This window comes from Rhizobium sp. 01T437 (assembly GCF_056398505.1).
On record NZ_JBFTPM010000006.1, the window covers coordinates 503,855 to 522,593 of the forward strand.

General features: G+C 60.0%; 21 protein-coding genes and 1 other RNA gene. 13 read left to right on the plus strand and 9 right to left on the minus strand.

All coding sequences use genetic code 11. From position 1 onward, the window contains the following. Window positions 1–191: 191 nt before the first annotated feature. The 3 genes from dnaK to AC1DM5_RS15570 all read left to right on the plus strand — a co-directional run bounded on the left by dnaK (window position 192) and on the right by AC1DM5_RS15570 (window position 3,740). A complete protein-coding gene (gene dnaK / locus AC1DM5_RS15560; RefSeq protein ID WP_477820804.1) occupies window positions 192–2,102 on the plus strand; it encodes a molecular chaperone DnaK in 1,911 nt (636 codons plus the stop codon). An 81-nt stretch (window positions 2,103–2,183) separates the two neighbouring features. After that, window positions 2,184–3,326 carry a molecular chaperone DnaJ gene (dnaJ, locus tag AC1DM5_RS15565; protein ID WP_477820803.1) on the plus strand — a complete coding sequence of 381 codons (1,143 nt, stop codon included), beginning with the start codon at window positions 2,184–2,186 and terminating at the stop codon, window positions 3,324–3,326. A gap of 207 nt (window positions 3,327–3,533) precedes the next feature. After that, entirely contained in the window at window positions 3,534–3,740 is a 207-nt protein-coding gene (locus AC1DM5_RS15570) for a hypothetical protein (protein ID WP_007813896.1), read from the plus strand. Between the two features lie 33 nt (window positions 3,741–3,773). Here AC1DM5_RS15570 and AC1DM5_RS15575 read toward each other — a convergent pair whose 3' ends face one another. Then, window positions 3,774–4,139 (minus strand): helix-turn-helix domain-containing protein, encoded by a 366-nt coding sequence (locus tag AC1DM5_RS15575; RefSeq protein WP_007813894.1) that lies wholly within the window; start codon window positions 4,137–4,139, stop codon window positions 3,774–3,776. A gap of 277 nt (window positions 4,140–4,416) precedes the next feature. Between AC1DM5_RS15575 and AC1DM5_RS15580 the strand changes: the two genes are divergently transcribed. From AC1DM5_RS15580 to AC1DM5_RS15595, 4 genes are all read left to right on the plus strand, one after another. Further along, the gene (locus tag AC1DM5_RS15580; protein WP_477820802.1) at window positions 4,417–4,617 is read left to right on the plus strand and encodes a hypothetical protein; all 201 of its coding nucleotides are present in this window, start codon (window positions 4,417–4,419) and stop codon (window positions 4,615–4,617) included. Between the two features lie 123 nt (window positions 4,618–4,740). Then, window positions 4,741–5,865, plus strand: a complete 1,125-nt coding sequence (gene recF / locus AC1DM5_RS15585) for a DNA replication/repair protein RecF (protein ID WP_477820801.1) — start codon at window positions 4,741–4,743, stop codon at window positions 5,863–5,865. Further along, complete coding sequence (locus tag AC1DM5_RS15590; RefSeq protein WP_477820800.1) at window positions 5,862–6,686, plus strand: molybdopterin-synthase adenylyltransferase MoeB; 825 nt, start codon at window positions 5,862–5,864, stop codon at window positions 6,684–6,686. The genes recF and AC1DM5_RS15590 overlap by 4 nt, the downstream gene beginning before the upstream one ends. Continuing rightward, window positions 6,683–7,156 carry a GNAT family N-acetyltransferase gene (locus tag AC1DM5_RS15595; RefSeq protein ID WP_477820799.1) on the plus strand — a complete coding sequence of 158 codons (474 nt, stop codon included), beginning with the start codon at window positions 6,683–6,685 and terminating at the stop codon, window positions 7,154–7,156. Before AC1DM5_RS15590 ends, AC1DM5_RS15595 begins: the two co-directional genes overlap by 4 nt. Window positions 7,157–7,189: 33 nt before the next feature. On the opposite strand, the gene AC1DM5_RS15600 is transcribed toward AC1DM5_RS15595, so the two are convergent. Beyond that, a complete protein-coding gene (locus AC1DM5_RS15600) occupies window positions 7,190–8,191 on the minus strand; it encodes a 2-hydroxyacid dehydrogenase (RefSeq protein ID WP_477820798.1) in 1,002 nt (333 codons plus the stop codon). Between the two features lie 177 nt (window positions 8,192–8,368). Between AC1DM5_RS15600 and AC1DM5_RS15605 the strand changes: the two genes are divergently transcribed. Further along, the gene (locus AC1DM5_RS15605; protein WP_477820797.1) at window positions 8,369–8,908 is read left to right on the plus strand and encodes an SH3 domain-containing protein; all 540 of its coding nucleotides are present in this window, start codon (window positions 8,369–8,371) and stop codon (window positions 8,906–8,908) included. Here AC1DM5_RS15605 and AC1DM5_RS15610 read toward each other — a convergent pair. Beyond that, window positions 8,901–9,893: an adenosine kinase gene (locus AC1DM5_RS15610; RefSeq protein WP_477975216.1), complete on the minus strand. Its 993-nt coding sequence runs from the start codon at window positions 9,891–9,893 to the stop codon at window positions 8,901–8,903. The genes AC1DM5_RS15605 and AC1DM5_RS15610 overlap by 8 nt on opposite strands. A 404-nt stretch (window positions 9,894–10,297) precedes the next feature. Between AC1DM5_RS15610 and AC1DM5_RS15615 the strand changes: the two genes are divergently transcribed. Next, window positions 10,298–11,245, plus strand: a complete 948-nt coding sequence (locus AC1DM5_RS15615; protein WP_477820795.1) for an AEC family transporter — start codon at window positions 10,298–10,300, stop codon at window positions 11,243–11,245. Between the two features lie 56 nt (window positions 11,246–11,301). Here AC1DM5_RS15615 and AC1DM5_RS15620 read toward each other — a convergent pair whose 3' ends face one another. Then, window positions 11,302–11,874, minus strand: a complete 573-nt coding sequence (locus AC1DM5_RS15620) for a c-type cytochrome (protein WP_439016999.1) — start codon at window positions 11,872–11,874, stop codon at window positions 11,302–11,304. A 154-nt stretch (window positions 11,875–12,028) separates the two neighbouring features. Between AC1DM5_RS15620 and AC1DM5_RS15625 the strand changes: the two genes are divergently transcribed. After that, window positions 12,029–12,784, plus strand: coding sequence for a 3-deoxy-manno-octulosonate cytidylyltransferase (locus AC1DM5_RS15625; protein ID WP_477820794.1), 756 nt, complete (start codon window positions 12,029–12,031; stop codon window positions 12,782–12,784). A 12-nt stretch (window positions 12,785–12,796) separates the two neighbouring features. After that, the gene (locus AC1DM5_RS15630) at window positions 12,797–13,651 is read left to right on the plus strand and encodes a prephenate dehydratase (RefSeq protein WP_310379885.1); all 855 of its coding nucleotides are present in this window, start codon (window positions 12,797–12,799) and stop codon (window positions 13,649–13,651) included. 56 nt (window positions 13,652–13,707) lie between these two features. Here the strand turns inward: AC1DM5_RS15630 and AC1DM5_RS15635 are convergent, their stop codons facing one another. From AC1DM5_RS15635 to AC1DM5_RS15655, 5 genes are all read right to left on the minus strand, one after another. Then, window positions 13,708–14,076 (minus strand): VOC family protein, encoded by a 369-nt coding sequence (locus AC1DM5_RS15635; RefSeq protein ID WP_025669404.1) that lies wholly within the window; start codon window positions 14,074–14,076, stop codon window positions 13,708–13,710. 134 nt (window positions 14,077–14,210) lie between these two features. After that, window positions 14,211–14,432, minus strand: coding sequence for a hypothetical protein (locus AC1DM5_RS15640; RefSeq protein WP_113320497.1), 222 nt, complete (start codon window positions 14,430–14,432; stop codon window positions 14,211–14,213). Window positions 14,433–14,502: 70 nt separating this feature from the next. Continuing rightward, window positions 14,503–15,198, minus strand: coding sequence for a helix-turn-helix transcriptional regulator (locus AC1DM5_RS15645; RefSeq protein ID WP_477820857.1), 696 nt, complete (start codon window positions 15,196–15,198; stop codon window positions 14,503–14,505). Between the two features lie 61 nt (window positions 15,199–15,259). After that, the gene (nudC, locus tag AC1DM5_RS15650; RefSeq protein WP_477975218.1) at window positions 15,260–16,219 is read right to left on the minus strand and encodes an NAD(+) diphosphatase; all 960 of its coding nucleotides are present in this window, start codon (window positions 16,217–16,219) and stop codon (window positions 15,260–15,262) included. 2 nt (window positions 16,220–16,221) lie between these two features. Further along, window positions 16,222–16,626, minus strand: coding sequence for an HIT domain-containing protein (locus tag AC1DM5_RS15655; RefSeq protein WP_477820792.1), 405 nt, complete (start codon window positions 16,624–16,626; stop codon window positions 16,222–16,224). An 89-nt stretch (window positions 16,627–16,715) separates the two neighbouring features. Between AC1DM5_RS15655 and ffs the strand changes: the two genes are divergently transcribed. Both ffs and AC1DM5_RS15665 read left to right on the plus strand, forming a co-directional pair. Beyond that, an RNA gene (ffs, locus tag AC1DM5_RS15660) (signal recognition particle sRNA small type) lies at window positions 16,716–16,812 on the plus strand. Window positions 16,813–16,855: 43 nt separating this feature from the next. Beyond that, entirely contained in the window at window positions 16,856–18,724 is a 1,869-nt protein-coding gene (locus tag AC1DM5_RS15665) for a DNA polymerase III subunit gamma/tau (RefSeq protein WP_477975220.1), read from the plus strand. Window positions 18,725–18,739: the final 15 nt, after the last annotated feature.

Sequence of the window (18,739 nt, forward strand, 5' to 3'; positions counted from 1 at the left end):
AAATTGAAGGCAACACATTCGTTTTGCTGGATTCCGGGCCATTTCTCGCCTTGCAGTCCAGAAAACCGCTCCTTATATACGCCGCATCACCGCAATCACGATTGCGTAATCTTAGTAGACCCATCCCGTAAGGGGCTGTCAGGGAAATGCCTTACCGGGGTTCCGACAGCTTGCTTCAAGGAGAGAATGACATGGCAAAAGTAATTGGTATCGACCTTGGAACGACAAATTCCTGCGTCGCGGTCATGGACGGCAAGGACGCAAAGGTCATCGAGAACGCGGAAGGCGCGCGTACGACCCCTTCCATGGTGGCATTTTCCGATGATGGCGAACGCCTCGTCGGCCAGCCGGCCAAGCGCCAGGCGGTCACCAACCCCACGAATACACTCTTCGCCGTAAAGCGCCTCATCGGCCGCCGCTACGAAGATCCGACCGTCGAGAAGGACAAGCACCTCGTTCCCTTCACGATCGTCAAGGGCGACAATGGCGACGCCTGGGTCGAAGCCAACGGCAAGGGCTACTCGCCCGCACAGATTTCCGCGATGATCCTTCAGAAGATGAAGGAAACCGCCGAATCCTACCTCGGTGAAAAGGTCGAAAAGGCCGTCATCACAGTTCCGGCCTACTTCAACGACGCACAGCGCCAGGCAACTAAGGATGCCGGCCGCATCGCTGGTCTTGAAGTGCTCCGTATCATCAACGAGCCGACCGCTGCTGCTCTCGCCTACGGCCTCGACAAGAAGGACGGCAAGACGATTGCCGTTTACGACCTTGGCGGCGGCACTTTCGATATCTCGATCCTCGAGATCGGCGACGGCGTCTTCGAAGTGAAGTCCACCAACGGCGATACGTTCCTGGGCGGTGAAGACTTCGACATGCGTCTCGTCGAATATCTCGTTGCCGAGTTCAAGAAGGACAACGGTATCGACCTGAAGAACGACAAGCTCGCCCTTCAGCGCCTCAAGGAAGCTGCTGAAAAGGCAAAGATCGAGCTGTCCTCTTCGCAGCAGACCGAAATCAACCTGCCGTTCATTACGGCTGATGCTTCCGGCCCGAAGCACCTGACGCTGAAGCTGACCCGCGCCAAGCTCGAAAGCCTGGTCGACGATCTCGTTCAGCGCACGATCGCTCCGTGCAAGGCAGCCCTTAAGGATGCCGGCGTCACCGCTGCCGAAATCGACGAAGTCGTTCTCGTCGGTGGTATGAGCCGCATGCCGAAGGTCCAGGAAGTCGTCAAGCAGCTCTTCGGCAAGGAACCGCACAAGGGCGTCAACCCGGATGAAGTCGTTGCTCTCGGCGCTGCCATCCAGGCCGGCGTGCTCCAGGGCGACGTCAAGGACGTTCTGCTTCTCGACGTAACCCCGCTGTCTCTCGGCATCGAAACGCTCGGCGGCGTCTTCACCCGTCTGATCGAACGCAACACGACGATCCCGACGAAGAAGAGCCAGACCTTCTCGACCGCCGACGACAACCAGCAGGCCGTCACCATCCGCGTCTCGCAGGGCGAGCGTGAAATGGCTGCCGACAACAAGCTGCTCGGCCAGTTCGACCTCGTTGGCCTGCCGCCGGCACCGCGCGGCGTTCCTCAGATCGAAGTCACCTTCGACATCGACGCGAACGGCATCGTGCAGGTTTCGGCCAAGGACAAGGGCACTGGTAAGGAACAGCAGATCCGCATCCAGGCCTCCGGTGGTCTTTCCGACGCCGACATCGAAAAGATGGTCAAGGATGCCGAATCGCACGCTGCCGAAGACAAGAAGCGCCGCGAAGGTGTGGAAGCCAAGAACCAGGCCGAAAGCCTGATCCACTCCACGGAAAAGTCGCTCAAGGATTATGGTGACAAGGTTTCCGAAGCCGACCGCACTGCAATCTCCGATGCGATTGCCGCTCTGAAGTCCGCGACCGAAGCAACTGAAGCCGACGCCGAGGACATCAAGGCCAAGACCCAGACCCTCATGGAAGTTTCCATGAAGCTCGGCCAGGCGATCTATGAAGCCCAGCAGACCGAAGGCGGCACGGCCGACGCTTCGGCTGAGGATGACAATGTCGTCGATGCCGACTACGAAGAAGTCAAGGACGACGACCGCAAGAAGTCCGCTTAATCGGTGGACTGGCGGCCTAGCTAGACGATAGACATCCGGCTGCTCACCATGGCAGCCGGAAATCCATTTCCGGGGCTTAAATTGGCAAAAGCGGACTTTTACGAAACTCTGGGTGTAGCCAAGACGGCGGATGAAAAAGAGCTGAAAAGCGCCTTCCGCAAGCTGGCGATGAAATTCCATCCGGACAAGAACCCGGATGACAAAGACGCCGAACGCAAGTTCAAGGAAATCAACGAAGCCTACGAGACTCTGAAGGACCCGCAGAAGCGCGCGGCCTATGACCGCTATGGCCATGCGGCCTTCGAACATGGCGGCATGGGTGGTCCCGGTGGCTTCGGTGGCGGCGCCGGATTTGCCGGTGGCGGTTTCTCCGACATTTTCGAGGACATTTTCGGCGAGATGATGGGCGGCGGCCGCGGACGGCAGCGCTCTTCGGGTGGCCGCGAACGCGGCGCCGACCTTCGCTACAATATGGAAATCTCGCTGGAAGAGGCCTTCTCCGGCAAGACGGCACAGATCCGCGTTCCGACGTCGATTACCTGCGACGTCTGTTCCGGTTCCGGCGCAAAACCGGGCACGCAGCCGAAAACCTGCGGCACCTGTCAGGGCTCGGGCCGTGTCCGCGCCGCACAGGGCTTCTTTTCGATCGAGCGCACATGCCCGACCTGTCATGGCCGCGGCCAGATCATTCCCGATCCATGCCCGAAGTGCCACGGCCAGGGCCGTGTGACCGAAGAGCGTTCGCTCTCGGTCAACATCCCTGCCGGCATCGAGGACGGCACCCGCATTCGCCTGCAGGGCGAAGGCGAGGCCGGTACGCGTGGCGGCCCGGCGGGCGATCTCTATATCTTCCTGTCGGTGAAGCCGAATGAGTTCTATCAGCGCGACGGAGCTGATCTCTATTGCGCCGTGCCGATCTCCATGACGACGGCAGCGCTCGGCGGTACCTTCGATGTGGCGACACTCGACGGCACCAAGTCGCGCGTCACCGTTCCCGAAGGCACACAGGCTGGTAAGCAATTCCGCCTGAAGGGCAAGGGCATGCCGGTGCTGCGTTCCAGCCAGACGGGCGATCTCTACATCCAGATCCAGATCGAGACGCCGCAAAAGCTTTCCAAGCGCCAGCGCGAGCTTCTGCAGGAATTCGAGCAGCTCTCCTCCAAGGAGAACAATCCGGAATCGACGGGCTTCTTTGCCCGGATGAAGGAATTCTTCGAAGGCTAAGCTCGATATCCTTCAAGGTTACAAAAGCCGGAGGTTCCGCCTCCGGCTTTTTTCATGGGCGCTCCAATTCGACACACCTGTTTCAAGCCGGGACGCAGATCGAAACGTAGATGTCTTGTGTTAACGCACAGATCCGATGACGCTTGCAAGTTACTGAAATCCATACTGTCTTTGGCCCGCAATCCGGGACTAACAGAGGGTATCTCCATGTCGGCAACGAACTTTTCAAATTGTCTGTCCGAAGATGTCGATGCGTTGGCAGGTGCGCTCTATTCGTGGTGTGCCGAACGCAACATCAAGCTTCGCAGCCAGCAGGGCCTTTCGATCGCCAGCATCGCGATCGACCTTTATCACGCCGGCCATCAGACGCAGGATGCCTTGCTCGTCGCGCTGCACGAGCGCGAGCTTCACTGAAATCCCGTCGATTTCAAGGATACGTGCGACGCATCAAGCGGCGTTTTCGGTTGCCTGACCGCACATGAGGTTGAGGATTGTCTTGACCGCCTGCTTGCCCGCAATCGAGCTCAACCTGTCAAAACTGACCGCCAGTTCATAGGCCTCAGGGCTCAGCTCGACGCGGTTGGTAAACTGGGAAATTCCCGTACCTTCGAATAGCTCGGAAATATCGACCCCCAGGAAGACCGCTATCTGATGCAGCTTGCTGGCAGAGACGCGGTTCGTCCCCTTCTCGTATTTCTGTATCTGCTGGAATGTAAGGCCAAGCGCTTCGCCAAGCTCCAGTTGAGAAACACGTCGGCGGGCGCGAAGCTGTCTCACGTTGCTGCCGACAATGATATCAATCGGATCTGGCACTGCTGCACTCTCTCCCGGTAAACCCTTTATTTACCATATAGCGTCAGCTGAATATCTCAACCCTGAAGTTGCAATTTTCAACCGACTTTTTTTGGGCATTAGGCCGCCTAAATAGCTATTCGCTTCGCTGATTTACAACTTCTAATCCTCGCTTGATGACTTTGCGGCGATGTCGCGAAAAATTGAACACCCTGTAGTTGACTTCATTGCATGGGACGATAGTTACTCGCGCCGGAACCCCTATAATACCGGTCAGACAAGAGGCTTCGAATACTGCATGACATCCGCTCCCACCGGGAAATCTGATGCCGACAGTATCGTCATCGATATGCGCCGCCAGAAACTGACGATGATGATCGATTCATTGAAATCGTTGCGCGGCTCGATCGAAGACCGGCCGGATCTCCTCTATTGGATCGAAAAGGCGATTGCGGAGGCCGAGGCACAGCTCGAGGCGCCCACCCCTCGCATGCATTGACAGCCGAAACGGCTCTCAGCCTTGATATCCCTGACGCTTCGGCTTAGAGCCTTTCCTAGTCAGATTGATTCATTCTGACTAGGAAAGGCTCTCACTGTCAGCCTTGATGTTTCCGGATATCCGATGCCGCACAAGGTTGCCCTTTCCCGTCTGAAACTGACCGACTTTCGCAATTATGCGTCGGCCTCGCTTGCGCTCGACGGGCGGCACGTGGTGCTGACCGGGGACAACGGCGCCGGCAAGACCAATCTGATGGAGGCGGTCTCCTTCCTGTCGCCGGGACGCGGATTGCGCCGCGCCGCCTATGGCGATATCACCCGCGTCGGTGCTGTGGGCGGATTTTCGATCTTTGCCGAGCTCGAAGGCATGGAAGGCGATGTCGAGATCGGCACGGGGATCGATGCCAGCGACGAGACGACGGCACGCCGTCTGCGCATCAACGGAACCACGGCCAAGACGGTTGACGAGCTGACGGACCATCTGCGCGTGCTCTGGCTGACACCGGCAATGGACGGGCTCTTTACCGGCGGCTCGTCCGATCGCAGGCGGTTCCTCGACAGGCTGGTGCTGTCGCTCGACCCTGAGCATGGCAGGCGGGCGAGCGATTTCGAGCGCGCCATGCGCAGCCGCAACAAGCTGCTCGATGAGAGCCGCTTCGACCCGTCCTGGCTTTCCGGCATCGAGGAGCAGATGGCAAGCCTCGGTATTGCCATGGCGCTCGCCCGGCAGGAAATGCTCGACCTGCTGACACGGCTCATCGAGGAAAGCCGCGAGACCTCCCCCTTCCCATCAGCGTCGCTGCAGCTCTCGGGCTTCATGGATGGCCAGTTCTCCCGACCCTCGGTCGATCTGGAAGATGAGTATGCGGCAACACTCGCCGCCAACCGTTACCGCGATGCCGGCGCCGGACGCACGCTGGAGGGGCCGCATCGCGCCGATCTCATCGTGCGTCATCGTGAGAAGCAGATGGAAGCGGCGCGCTGCTCCACCGGCGAGCAGAAAGCCCTGCTGGTGGGCCTTGTGCTTGCCCATGCGCGGCTCGTCGGCAACCTTACTGGCCATGCGCCGGTTCTGCTCCTGGACGAGATTGCCGCCCATCTCGACGAGGGACGCCGCGCCGCATTGTTCGACCTCATAGACGGGCTTGGCGGCCAGGCCTTCATGACGGGAACGGATCGCTCGATGTTTGCCGCACTTGCCGAGCGGGCACAGTTTTTCACGGTTGCCGATGGAAGGGTTTTCGAATGAGCGATAGCGCTTCTCTCAGCGGTTCGGGGCGTGTTAGCATCACGCCTATGGAACCCCTCAGCCCGGACGAAATCGCACGTTATCATCGCCATATCCTGCTGCCGGAAATCGGCGGCGCGGGCCAACAGAAGCTCAAGGCCGCGCGCGTGCTTGTCATCGGCGCCGGAGGGCTCGGCGCGCCGATCCTGCAATATCTGGCGGCCGCAGGCGTCGGTACGCTCGGCATTGCCGATGACGACCGTGTTTCGCTCTCCAACCTGCAGCGACAGGTGATCCACGATTCCGGCACGATCGGCGAAATGAAGACGGAAAGCGCGGCCATTGCGATCGCTCGGCTGAACCCGCATATCAAGGTCATCCGCTTCACTGAGCGCCTTTCCGCCGATACGGCGCGTTTGCACCTCTCAGGCTTCGATCTCTTGATCGACGGCTCGGATAATTTCGATACGCGCTATATGGCCGCCGATGCAGCAGAAGAAGCGCGTATCCCACTTGTGACAGGTGCCGTCGGCCGCTTCGACGGGTCGCTGACGGTGCTGAAACCCTATGAGGCTGCGGAAGACGGCACGCAGAACCCTGGATATCGTGATCTCTTTCCCGAAGCACCGCCGGCCGGATTGATCCCCGCCTGCGCGGAGGCCGGTATCATTGGCGCATTGACGGGCGTGATCGGCACGATGATGGCCATGGAGGCAATCAAGCTCATTACGGGTGCCGGCGAACCGCTGATTGGCCGCCTGCTGCTCTATGATGCCCTGTCAGCCTGTTTCGATACGATCCGCTATAAACGTCGGCGCGCGAGGCAGAGCAGGACCGCATGACGCCTTTTCGCATCGATGAGAGCTTTGCCCGCTGGAGCGAGCTGCTCGATCTCATTCTCGCATCCTTCGCCTATATGGAAGGCCGCATCGATCCGCCCTCCTCCGCAACTCGCCTGACGATGGAATCGCTGGCGGAAAAGGCAAAGACGGAAATCGCCTATGCCGTGGAGAATGCGGGGCAGCTCGCCGGCTGCATTTTCCTGCGCCCGGAGAAAGATTGCCTCTATGTCGGAAAACTCGCGGTTCTGCCATCCGCGCAAGGCAAGGGCGTCGGCCGGCGACTGCTTGATATCGCCGAAGAGACGGCGCTTAATCTCGGCCTTCCGGCATTGAGCCTCGAGACACGGATAGAGCTCGTCGGCAATCACTCGACCTTCGCTGCCTGGGGCTTTGAAAAAACCGCAGAGAAATCCCATCCGGGTTTTACGCGCGTGACGTTTATCGAGATGAAGAAAGCGCTCGCCAGCTAATCTGGCCGGCTAAAGATGGGAGCGCTCCGGCGGTCACCGGCCCGGCAGCACCCGATTCGGTGGGCGATGACCATCGATGAAAGCGCGGATGTTGATGATGACCTTGTCGCCCATCTCCACACGTCCCTCTATCGTCGCCGAGCTCATATGCGGCAGCAGCACGACCTTGCCCTCATTGGCAAGCTTTACCAGCTTCGGATTGACGACGGGCTCGTTCTCGAAAACATCGAGCCCGGCGCCGGCGATCTTTCCTTCCCGCAGGCATTTGATGAGAGCAGCCTCGTCGATCACGTCACCGCGCGAAGTGTTGACGAGATAGGCCGTCGGCTGCAGCAGCGCCAGGCGCCGGGCTGACAAGAGATGGAAGGTTGCGGGCGTCGAGGGGCAATTGACCGAGACGATGTCGACGCGGGCGAGCATCTGGTCGAGGCTTTCCCAATAGGTCGCTTCCAGCTCATCCTCGGTCGCCGGATTGACGCGTTTGCGATTGTGATAGTGGATAGACAGGCCGAAGGCCTTGGCGCGTCGCGCAACGGCCGTGCCGATACGGCCCATGCCGACGATGCCGATTCGCTTTCCGTGGATGCGTCGCCCGAGCATCCATGTCGGAGACCAGCCGGCCCATTCACCGGGCCTGTCGGTCAGCACGCGCGCACCTTCGCCGATCCGCCGCGGCACGGCGAGGATCAGCGCCATGGTCATGTCGGCGGTGTCATCGGTCAGCACGTTCGGCGTGTTGGTGACGGTGATGCCTTTGCGGGCGGCGACTTCGACATCGATATGATCGGTGCCGTTTGAAAAGCTGGCGATCAGCTTCATCTGCGGCCCCGCCTGCTCAATGAGAGCTGCGTCGATCCGGTCGGTCACGGTTGGCACGAGCACGTCGCAGGTCCTGACGGCTTCGACGAGTTCGGGGACGGATCGCGGCGTATCGTCGATATTCAACTCGGCATCGAAAAGTTCGCGCATGCGGGTTTCGACGACATCAGGCAGCTTGCGGGTTATGTAGACCTTCGGTTTTTTCTTCGTCGTCATAGCGGCTTGCGGTGCCTTGTTTAGAGGTCTTTAACCAAGATGGGCGATCATTTTCCCGTTCCGGGCATTTTCTACCAGACCCGCACGCGAAGACAAACAAAACTCGTGTGGCGGCCGGGGAATCCCGGAAAGCGAGCAGGCGCGGCCTGCTGCGAATTCGAGCCAACGGAAGCTTGCATGCGTCGCACAGTTCTGAAGTCCTGCCTCGTTCTGGCGGTTGCCCTTGCCGTATCGGCAGGCACCATCGAATTTGCACAAGCCCAGGCAGCCAAGGGGCCGAGCGGACTGCCGCTGCCGCGCTTCGTGACGCTGAAGTCCAAGCGCGTGAACCTGCGCATCGGGCCAGGAACGGATTATGCGGTTTCCTGGATGTATCTGAAGACGGGATTGCCGGTCGAAATCATCCAGGAATACGACAACTGGCGCCGTATCCGCGATGCCGACGGCACGGAAGGCTGGGTCAATCAGTCGCTGCTGTCAGGCCAGCGGGCCGCAATCGCGGCACCGTGGATGAAGGGCAAAGGCAAGGGCGTCTATGTCAACCTGCGCCGTGAGTCACAGCCATCCGCCAGCATCGTTGCCAAGCTGGAGCCTGGCGTGATGATCTCGATCGGCGAGTGCAATGGCGAATGGTGCTTCGCCAAAACCGACGGCGCCGAAGGCTGGGTGGCGCAGTCGGAAATCTGGGGTGCCTATCCGGGCGAGGCCTTTAAATAAGGCCCGCCTCCCTGGCAACTGCGGACAGAGACTTCATCGGCCGCGGGCCGATCTGCTGAATGACGATGCCGGCGGCAAGGCAGCCGAGCTTGCCGCAATCTTCCAGCGTACGGCCTTGCGTATAGCCGTAGAGGAAGCCTGAGGCGAAGAGGTCGCCGGCACCGGTCGTATCGACCACTTCGTCGATCTTGATCGCATCGACGTAGTGGCGCTCGTTGCCCTTCAGGATCACGGCGCCGTCCTCGCTCATGGTTACGGCAGCGATCTTGCAATCCTTGGCGATCTTGTTCAGCGCTTCCTCAAAATCGTCAGTCTCGTAAAGCGACAGGATCTCCTGGCGGTTGGCGAAGACGATATCGACCTTGCCCGAGCGCATCAGGTCCAGGAATTCGCTGCGGTAACGATCGACGCAGAAGCTGTCGGAGAGCGTCATCGACATTTCGCGGCCGTTCTCGTGGGCGATGCGGGCGCAATCGAGGATCGCTTCCTTGGCACGTGGCGGATCCCAGAGATAACCTTCGAAATAGGTTACCTTGGCTTGCGCCACCACATCCGCTTCGACATCCTCAGGCCCGAGTTCGACGCAGGCGCCGAGATAGGTGTTCATCGAGCGTTCGCCGTCATCGGTGACGAAAATCATCGAGCGTGCGGTGGGCGGAAATTCGCCCTTGGCCTCAGTCCGGTAGTGAACGCCCTGAGCACGGATATCWTGCGCGAAGATCTCGCCGAGCTGGTCTTCTGCGACCTTGCCGAAATAGGCGGCCTTGCCGCCGAGGCTTGCCACGCCTGCAGCCGTATTGCCGGCGCTGCCGCCGGAAGCTTCGAGTGCCGGCCCCATGCGAGAGTAGAGCAGTCCGGCGCGATCAGCATCGATGAGGTTCATCGCTGCCTTGGTGATCTTGTTGTCAATGAGGAACTGGTCGTCGCAACGGGCGATAATATCGACGATTGCGTTGCCGACTGTCAGAACATCGAATTTGGTCATGAAATGGGAAGTCCCGGATTTGTGATAGCCGGTAGTCGGTCTTAGCGAAATTTGCCGGTATTGGAAGGATAAACAGCACACAGCCTTCCAAGTCTTCGCAAAACTGTAGTTTATTCGTCATGCCGCTGTCACCGTGCCTGCCTAAAAACAGCATCAGGAAGACCGGCATGCAGGTATCTCGTATGGCCGGGTATGGGAGGGATGATCCCTTCAATCTTACCGGGGCGACGCTGACCACGGATGAACTGGCAGTATCGCAACCGGCTATCCGGCAAGATCGGATGCGGAAAAGCGGGCTAAGCCCGCTTTTTTTGTTGCGCCGCGAAAGATATTATATCCTGGCATTTGTCATAGCTGGCGATTAGCTGCTAGACCTCGGCGATCCCCGCGCAGAGCAGCAGTCWATGTCAGCCATCATCTTCGACGTTCTTCCGATCTTCCTTCTCATTCTCATCGGCTGGCTGATTGTCCGTATAGGGTTGCTGACGGCTGAGGTCGGCGATGCCTTAAGCGAGTTCGTCTTCAAGATCGCCGTGCCCCTGCTGCTTTTCCGCACCATCGCCGAGGCCGATTTCCATGGCGCGTCGCCGTTTCGGCTCTGGATCGTCTATTTCGCCGGTGTGGCGGTGACATGGACGGCCGGGCACATCGTTGCCACACGTTTCTTCGGGCGCGATGAGCGGATCGGCGTGCTTGCCGGCGTGTCTTCCGCCTTCGCCAACAACATCTTCATCGGTCTGCCGCTGGTCGAGCGTACCGTGGGCAGCGAAGGGCTTGTTGCCCTTTCCATCCTGCTTGCCGTGCATCTGCCGATCATGATGGTGGCCGGCACGATCATGATGGAACATGCCGAACGCAAGATTTCCGGCAAGAGAGATCGCAGCATGACCCTGGTACTGAAGCAGATCGGCCTGAACCTGCTACACAATCCGCTGGTCATCGGCATCGCGGCCGGCGCGGTCGTTCACGTCTCGGGCCTGACCATGCCGGCAACGGTCAGCTCTGTCGTTGGGCAGATCGCCAGCACGGCTGGTCCGGCGGCGCTGATTTCGCTCGGTATGGCGCTGCAGAAATACGGCGTCTCCGGCAATGTCGGGATCGCCAGCGTGACCTCCGCCTTCAAGCTGCTGCTGCTGCCCGGCTGCGTGTGGGCAGCAAGCCATCTTTTCGGCCTCAACAACGAGTGGGCGGCGGCTCTGGTGCTGACCTCATCGGTGCCAACCGGGGTGAATGCCTGGCTGATCGCCAACCGCTTCGGCGTCGGTCACAGCCTTGCCGCCTCGACGATCACGGTGACCACGGCGCTCGGCGCGATCACCGTTTCCTTCTGGGCCTATATTCTCGGCGCCTGAGGCAACAAAAAAGCCCGGCTTGTGACCGGGCCTCTTCTCGAAAAATTCGTCGCTTCTTACTGCGTTGCAGTCGGAGCATTCGGATCCGGCAGCGGAGCCGGTGAATCTGCCAGCGTGTGCAGATAGAGAATGACGTTGGCGCGGTCCTGATCCTTCGGCAGACCTGCAAAGCCCATGGCGGTGCCCGGGACATCCTTCTTCGGCGCCATCAGGAACTTGTTGAGGTTTTCGAAGGTCCAGTGTTCGCTGCTGCCCTTGGAGAAGTCCTTCATGGCAGCAGAATAAGCGAAGCCTTCATGCGAGGCGATCGGGCGATCTACGACACCAAAGAGATTCGGGCCGACTTTGTTCGGTCCGCCTTTGGTGCCGTCATGACAGGCCTGACACTTCTTGAATACGGTCTCGCCGGCCTTGGCGTCGGCGCTGGCAAGAAGCTGCGCGATCGGAACAGCAACGGCAGCAGGTGCGCCTTCACCGCCGGCGGCGGGTGCCTCCTCGGCGACGATGGTAAAACCTTCCTTCTCCGGCGCCTCGGAATGGAAGATTCCCTCGGACGCGATGGAGACCGACATCAGAACGAAGATCGTTCCTAGCAGCGCCCCCACGGCCGTATTGACGTATGAATTCATCTGCAATGCTCCCCTTGCAGCCGGCAGACCAGAAACCGGACCATCTTGAAATTGCGCGGAACCTATGTCTTTTGGCTATTCGTTGCAACTGTCTAAATGGTCTTGTGCGTGAGACTTTTTGCCACTTTTCAGCCCGGATTAGAAGGCCCGAACAATGACTGATTCAAAATTAGACGGCGTGCTGGTGCTGATCCCCGCGCGCATGGCTTCCACCCGCCTTCCGGGCAAGCCGCTGGCCGATATTTGCGGTCTGCCGATGATCGTGCAGGTGGCGAAACGGGCACAGGAAGCGGCGATCGGCCGGGTGGTTATTGCCGTCGACGACCAGCAGGTGTTCGATACAGTCGCTGCCGCCGGTTTTGAAGTGGTCATGACACGCCAAGACCATCAGTCTGGCTCTGACCGTATTTTCGAGGCGCTGAACAAGGTCGATCCAGACGCGAAAGCCAAAATCGTCGTGAACGTCCAAGGCGACCTGCCGACGATCGAGCCGGAAACCGTGCGTGCGGCTTTGCGCCCTCTCGAGAACGAGGCCGTCGATATTGGAACGCTGACGACCGAAATCGACAACGAGGAAGACAAGACCGCGCCGCACATTGTGAAAGTCGTCGGTTCACCGCTCTCCGACAGCCGTCTGCGTGCGCTTTACTTCACCCGTACGACCGCGCCTTACGGCAAAGGGCCGCTCTATCACCATATCGGGCTCTATGCCTACCGACGCGCGGCACTCGAGCGTTTTGTCTCGCTTGGCCCATCGACGCTGGAAAAGCGCGAATCATTGGAGCAGTTGCGGGCACTCGAAGCGGGCATGCGCATCGATGTCGAGATCGTTGACACGGTTCCGCTTGGTGTCGATACTCCGGCCGACCTCGAAAAGGCGCGGCGCATTCTCTCCGCAAAGGCCAACTGACGGATTTTCCTCATGAACATCAAGACCAACAGGATCGCCTTCCAGGGCGAATTCGGCGCCAATTCCGACATGGCGAGCCGCGACATGTTTCCGACCATGGAGCCGTTGCCCTGCCAGACCTTCGAGGATGCCTTCACGGCAGTCGACAATGGTGACGCAGATATCGGCATGATCCCGATCGAAAACACGATTGCGGGCCGCGTCGCCGACATCCACCATCTGCTGCCGGAATCGCGGCTGCACATTATCGGCGAATATTTCATGCCGATCCGCTTTCAGCTCATGGTGCTGCCGGGTGTGACGAAGGATGAAATCCGCACTGTGCACAGCCATATCCATGCGCTCGGCCAGTGCCGCAAGATCGTGCGCGCCAATGGCTGGAAGCCTGTGATCGCCGGCGACACGGCAGGGGCTGCCAAGCTCGTCAAGGAAACCGGCGACCGCTCGATGGCGGCGCTCGCGCCGCGCCTTGCCGCCGACCTCTACGGCCTCGATATCATCGCCGAGAATGTCGAGGATACGGAAAACAATGTGACACGCTTCGTCGTGCTGTCACGTGATGAGGAATGGGCAGAACGCGCTGCCAGTGACGAAAAGATCGTCACCACCTTCGTCTTCAACGTCCGCAATATTCCGGCAGCGCTCTACAAGGCGCTCGGCGGTTTTGCGACGAACAACATCAACATGACGAAGCTCGAAAGCTATCAGCTCGGCGGCAAGTTCGTGGCGACGCAGTTCTACGCCGATATCGAGGGCCACCCGAACGACGCGCATGTGCGGCGAGCACTGGAAGAGCTGCGTTTCTTCTCCGAGAAGGTGCGCATCCTCGGCGTCTACAAGGGCCATGCAATGCGGGGACTTCTGTAAGGATCAGCCAAAGCCTCTCCGGCAACTGACCGGAGAGGCTTTATGCATACCTTGATTTATTTATCCGGCTCACAAACACGCAAGCGATGCCCGTCCGGATCCAGCACGACGAAGGTCGGACCGAAGTCGAGTTCGGTCAGGTCCTGAGCGAAGGGCAGGCCACGGCCGCGCCAGTCCTCGTAGTGCCTGGCGACGGCATTTTCTCCATCGACCATGAAGGCGACCTCACCGCGGTTACCGATGGCCGAGGGTTGCGGTTCGACGCTGCTGCGGCGCCAGAGGCCGAGGGTGAAGCCACCATCGAGCGGAAATGCGACGAAATTCGGCGCCTCCACAGCCGGCTCGCGGCTCAGAATATTGCGATAGAAGGCGGCACTTTCGGCGGGATCCTTGACATAGAGGATAATAAGATTGGGGCTGGCCATTTCAATTCTCCACTGGGTTGAAAGATGCCCGGCCGAAAGCTGCTGCCATTTTAGGGCAGCAGCTTTCCGATTGCAGCGCTGCGACAGCGCCACCTCGTTACCGGGAGGAATATCAATGAGGCCGGCGTGCGGCCTTAACGGAAGAGATCGTCGCCGACGCGCCAGTCCTGTCCGTCCATGATGCCGAGATCGCGCTTGTGCCATTGCGGCATCGTCTCGAGATCGAGGCGCGGACGGCGTGATGAAGCTCCTGTGAACCTATCAGCAAACAGGCGCACCAGACGCGAACGAAGGTTTTTTCCGGCTCCGACTGAAGTACGACGGCCGGCATATTGAACGACTTGAGGCATTCCCATGATCAGTACTCCTTCCTGCTGGACTGGTACTGACAATAGCGCTTCCTGCTGACAGTTTATGGCAGTAGCGTTAGTGCTCGATCGGAGTATCCTGCGTGTCCCGCCATTCCTTCAGGAGAACGGTGCGACGACGCGGATACCGCGTGTCATGGATCGTCATATCGATGATACGATCGGTGCGGAAATGACGGAAATCCTGGCGCAGTTCGCACCAGGCCATGATGATGCGCACATGTTCGAAATAGCCAAGCGCGAAAGGCCAGACACGGCGGCGGGAGACGCGACCCTGTTCGTCGCCATAATGCAGTTCAAGGATACGCTCCAGGCGGATGGCCTTGCGGATGGCCGAAACATCCGCCTTGTCCTCATCCTGCCGTTTGCGGCCGACAAAAAGTGTGGCCGAATCGACCATATCGCGCATGTCGGACGGCAGCACGGCGGCGATCTTCGCCAGTGCATCAGCGCCGGCATTGGCCAGGCGCGGCTCGGCGGCGCGTGCCACCCAACGGGAGCCAAGCACCAGTGCTTCCAGCTCTTCCTCGGAAAACATCATCGGCGGCAGCATGAAGCCGGGTTTCAGCACATAGCCTATGCCGGCTTCGCCCTCGATCATGGCGCCTTGCGCCTGAAGGCTCGCGATATCGCGGTAGAGCGTGCGAAGGCTGACACCGGTTTCTTCGGCCAACACGGTGCCTGTAACCGGCCGCCGATAGCGCCGGAGCGTCTGAAGCAGGGTCAGCAGCCGTTCTGAGCGGGCGACCATTATTATGCCCTCATGCAGACAGGCCGGGCCGGCTGACGATCATCCGTGCTCTCCGACCTCTTGTTCAGCGTTTCCACTCGACCCAATCGCGCATCAGGCGATGGGCAATCGCACCCTTCGGCGGCGGCGCCTTGCCGTTGGCGCCAGGACGCTCCAGCATTTCGATGGTTTCTTCGCGGGTGAACCAGCGGCAATCCTCGAGCTCAGCCTCATCGCGGTGGATATCTCGCGACTTCGCCTCGGCATAACAGCCGATCATCAGCGAATGCGGCATCGGCCAGGGCTGAGAGGCATGATAGCGGATCCGGCCGGTCTTGATGCCGGATTCTTCCAGCGTTTCACGGCGAACGGCATTTTCGATCGTCTCGCCGGGCTCCAGAAAGCCTGCCAGACAGGAATACATGCCAGGCGCGAAATGCGGGCTGCGGCCGAGCAGGCAAAGATCACGCTCCTCRTCGATCGTCAGCATGATGACAACGGGATCGGTRCGCGGRAACATCATCTGCTCGCAGGCMGTGCAGACCCGCTTGTAACCGCCGATACGGATTTCCATCACCGAGCCGCAACGACCACAAAACTGGTTGTCGCTGTTCCAGCGGATGAGGCTTGCGGCCTGCGAGAACTCGCCGAGCAGCATTTCGTCGACAAGCTCGTCGCGGAAGAGCGAGCGGCCGTCGACCGGCTTGTACTGGCTTGCCATGCTTTCGGCATCGATACCGACGGGCACGGCCAGGCGCGGCTCGCCGGTCCTTCTATAGCCAAGCAATACCGTCTCATCCCAGTTCGGCTTCAGTTCCTGCAGCTCGTAGCGGGCAAAGAGCGGATCGAGCACCTGGCCGTCGTGCTTGAGCACCAGCTTGTCCTTGGCGAAGGCGAAAATATGCGTGCCTTCGCGGGCAAGCGCCTTTTCGACTGAGGCTTCATCGCGATGTTCGCTGTCGCGGTGCAGGTCGTTTGCGGCAAAGGCGGTGAGATTGCTGGGTTCCGGATGCGGCAGGTCCGAATCGAAAAGCGAATGACTCATGGTTAAAGGGCTTCCCGCAGCTTTGCTATGAAATCGTCTCTTGTTGCGTCCTCGTAAGGCTCCGCTTTGCCGAAACCCCAGACGGGACCCGGCCAGTTCGCGTCACCTTCGGAACGAGCAATGACATGAACATGAAGCTGGCGGACGATATTGCCAAGAGCTCCGACATTGATTTTTGTAGCACCGGTGACCTTCTTGAGCGCTGCCGAGACGAGCTCGATCTCGAAGGTCAGCAGCACCTGATCGAGCGGCGTCAATTCGAAGATCTCCGTGATATCAGCCCGGCGCGGCACCAGGATCAACCAGGGCCAGCGAGCGTCCTTCGACAGCCTGACGTCGCACAGGCCAGTCACCATGATACTGGTGCTGTCATTTTCGAGCCTGGGGTCGAGCACGAAATCGCTCAAAGGCATTCTCCTCATGTTTTCCAATGGACTAGCAGTTTTTTTGGAGCTTGGCTTGCTTTTGATGAGGAATTTGCCGATATGTGCATCCGGGAGGTTGGTGGTGGACGAGCCACTCGCCAACCGGGTCAGGTCCGGAAGGAAGCAGCCCTAACGAGCCCGGCACGGGTCATCGTGCCAGCCTCCCACCTTCTCTTCCAAGAAGCCCGGCCTTCCGGGCGCAAGCAGGGCGATGAGCGACACCGAGCGACAATCACAAGATGCCGCCTCGACGGGCACCGGATACCGGGTGCTGGCACGCAAATACCGCCCCAAGGATTTCACGGACCTGATGGTCGGCCAGGAGCCGATGGTCCGCACGCTGACCAACGCCTTCGAGACCGGCCGCATCGCGCAGGCCTATATGCTGACCGGCGTTCGCGGCGTGGGCAAGACGACGACGGCGCGCATTCTGGCGCGGGCGCTGAACTACAAGACGGCTGAGATCGACAAGCCGACGATCGACCTTCGCGTGTCGGGCGAACATTGCCAGGCAATCATGGAAGGCCGCCATGTCGACGTGATCGAGATGGACGCCGCCTCGCATACCGGCATCGACGATATCAGAGAGATCATCGAGCAGGTTCGCTACCGGCCGGTTTCTGCCCGCTTCAAGGTCTATATCATCGACGAAGTGCACATGCTTTCGACGCAAGCCTTCAACGGGTTGTTGAAGACACTCGAAGAGCCGCCGGAGCATGTGAAGTTCATCTTCGCGACGACGGAAATCCGCAAGGTTCCGATCACCGTTCTCTCCCGCTGCCAGCGTTTCGATCTCCGCCGCATCAGCGCCTCCGATCTCGTCGGCCTGTTTTCGACCATCGCCGCCAAGGAAGGCATCGAGGCCGAACCGGATGCGCTGGCGATGATCGCGCGCGCCGCGGAAGGCTCGGCGCGTGACGGCCTGTCGCTGATGGACCAGGCGATCGCCCATGGCGGCGGCGTAGTGCAGGCGGAAGCCGTGCGCGGCATGCTCGGCCTTGCCGACCGCGCCCGCATCGTCGATCTCTTTCAGCATATCGTGCGTGGCGATGTCGCAAGCGCGCTCAATGAATTCCAGAGCCAGTACGAGGCGGGCGCCAACCCGGTCGTGGTGCTGACGGATCTCGCCGATTTCACGCATCTGGTGACGCGACTGAAATATGTGCCCGATGCCGCGAACGACCCTTCGCTCAGCGAAGTGGAGCGCACCAAGGCTGCGGAATTTGCGCAAGGTGTCGCGGTTACCACGCTCTCGCGCATCTGGCAGATGCTGCTGAAGGGCATTCCGGAGACGGAAAACTCTTCGCGCACGGCGGGTGCAGCCGAGATGGTGCTGATCCGGCTCGCGCATGCAGCACATCTGCCGGCACCTGAGGATGCGGCGCGGCGGCTTGCGGAATTTTCCAACGAAAACGGTGCGCCACGCCCGTCTTCGCCTGTGCCTTCGGGCAATGGCGGCGGCACGCGTGTGCCCTACCAGACGAATGTAACGGCACGGGCTCCCGAGCCCGCCCCACGGCCGCAGCCCTCGGGGCCAACCGCCATGCTGCGCGCCGTGCCCAATCTGGAGCCGCAGAGTATCGGCCGCGTCGAGACGAAGCCGGCGGAAGCGCCGAAGCCGCTCGTGCCGGTCAGTTCGATCAGCGATATCGTCGATCTCGCTGCCGAAAAACGCGATGTCAAACTCAAGGCATTGGTGCGCAATTTCGTGCGGCCCGTACGGATCGAGCCTGGCCGTCTGGACGTGAACCTCACCGAGGGTGCCCCTGGCACATTGCTCAACGAGCTTGCCGTCAAGCTCAAGGAATGGACAGGTATCCACTGGATCGTCAGCACCAGCCGCGAAGAAGGCGGGCCGACGATGGTGGAGGCGGAAGCTAAGGCGCAGGAGCAGCGCGTCAGCGATGCGCGTCAGGACCCTGACGTCGCGGCAATTCTCGCCCAGTTTCCGGGTGCCAAGATCATCGACGTACGGGTGCGGGCGCCGACACCGGAGGAAGAGGCGGAGGAGGTCAACCCGCCTGCTGCCGCCGAATCCGAAGAGGGCGATATTCTGCCCGGCGACGACATAGAATTCTAGTTTCAAGAAGGAGAA

Excerpts from the sequence above, each read along its gene's own strand:
- recF (WP_477820801.1), top strand. The coding sequence starts at position 4,741 with ATGCCGCACAAGGTTGCCCTTTCCCGTCTGAAACTGACCGACTTTCGC.
- AC1DM5_RS15640 (WP_113320497.1), bottom strand. The coding sequence starts at position 14,432 with ATGGGAATGCCTCAAGTCGTTCAATATGCCGGCCGTCGTACTTCAGTC.
- AC1DM5_RS15580 (WP_477820802.1), top strand. The coding sequence starts at position 4,417 with ATGACATCCGCTCCCACCGGGAAATCTGATGCCGACAGTATCGTCATC.
- AC1DM5_RS15605 (WP_477820797.1), top strand. The coding sequence starts at position 8,369 with ATGCGTCGCACAGTTCTGAAGTCCTGCCTCGTTCTGGCGGTTGCCCTT.
- AC1DM5_RS15595 (WP_477820799.1), top strand. The coding sequence starts at position 6,683 with ATGACGCCTTTTCGCATCGATGAGAGCTTTGCCCGCTGGAGCGAGCTG.
- AC1DM5_RS15635 (WP_025669404.1), bottom strand. The coding sequence starts at position 14,076 with ATGGCCAGCCCCAATCTTATTATCCTCTATGTCAAGGATCCCGCCGAA.
- AC1DM5_RS15590 (WP_477820800.1), top strand. The coding sequence starts at position 5,862 with ATGAGCGATAGCGCTTCTCTCAGCGGTTCGGGGCGTGTTAGCATCACG.
- AC1DM5_RS15620 (WP_439016999.1), bottom strand. The coding sequence starts at position 11,874 with ATGAATTCATACGTCAATACGGCCGTGGGGGCGCTGCTAGGAACGATC.
- AC1DM5_RS15665 (WP_477975220.1), top strand. The coding sequence starts at position 16,856 with ATGAGCGACACCGAGCGACAATCACAAGATGCCGCCTCGACGGGCACC.
- dnaK (WP_477820804.1), top strand. The coding sequence starts at position 192 with ATGGCAAAAGTAATTGGTATCGACCTTGGAACGACAAATTCCTGCGTC.
- AC1DM5_RS15630 (WP_310379885.1), top strand. The coding sequence starts at position 12,797 with ATGAACATCAAGACCAACAGGATCGCCTTCCAGGGCGAATTCGGCGCC.
- AC1DM5_RS15615 (WP_477820795.1), top strand. The coding sequence starts at position 10,298 with ATGTCAGCCATCATCTTCGACGTTCTTCCGATCTTCCTTCTCATTCTC.
- AC1DM5_RS15625 (WP_477820794.1), top strand. The coding sequence starts at position 12,029 with ATGACTGATTCAAAATTAGACGGCGTGCTGGTGCTGATCCCCGCGCGC.
- AC1DM5_RS15600 (WP_477820798.1), bottom strand. The coding sequence starts at position 8,191 with ATGACGACGAAGAAAAAACCGAAGGTCTACATAACCCGCAAGCTGCCT.
- AC1DM5_RS15570 (WP_007813896.1), top strand. The coding sequence starts at position 3,534 with ATGTCGGCAACGAACTTTTCAAATTGTCTGTCCGAAGATGTCGATGCG.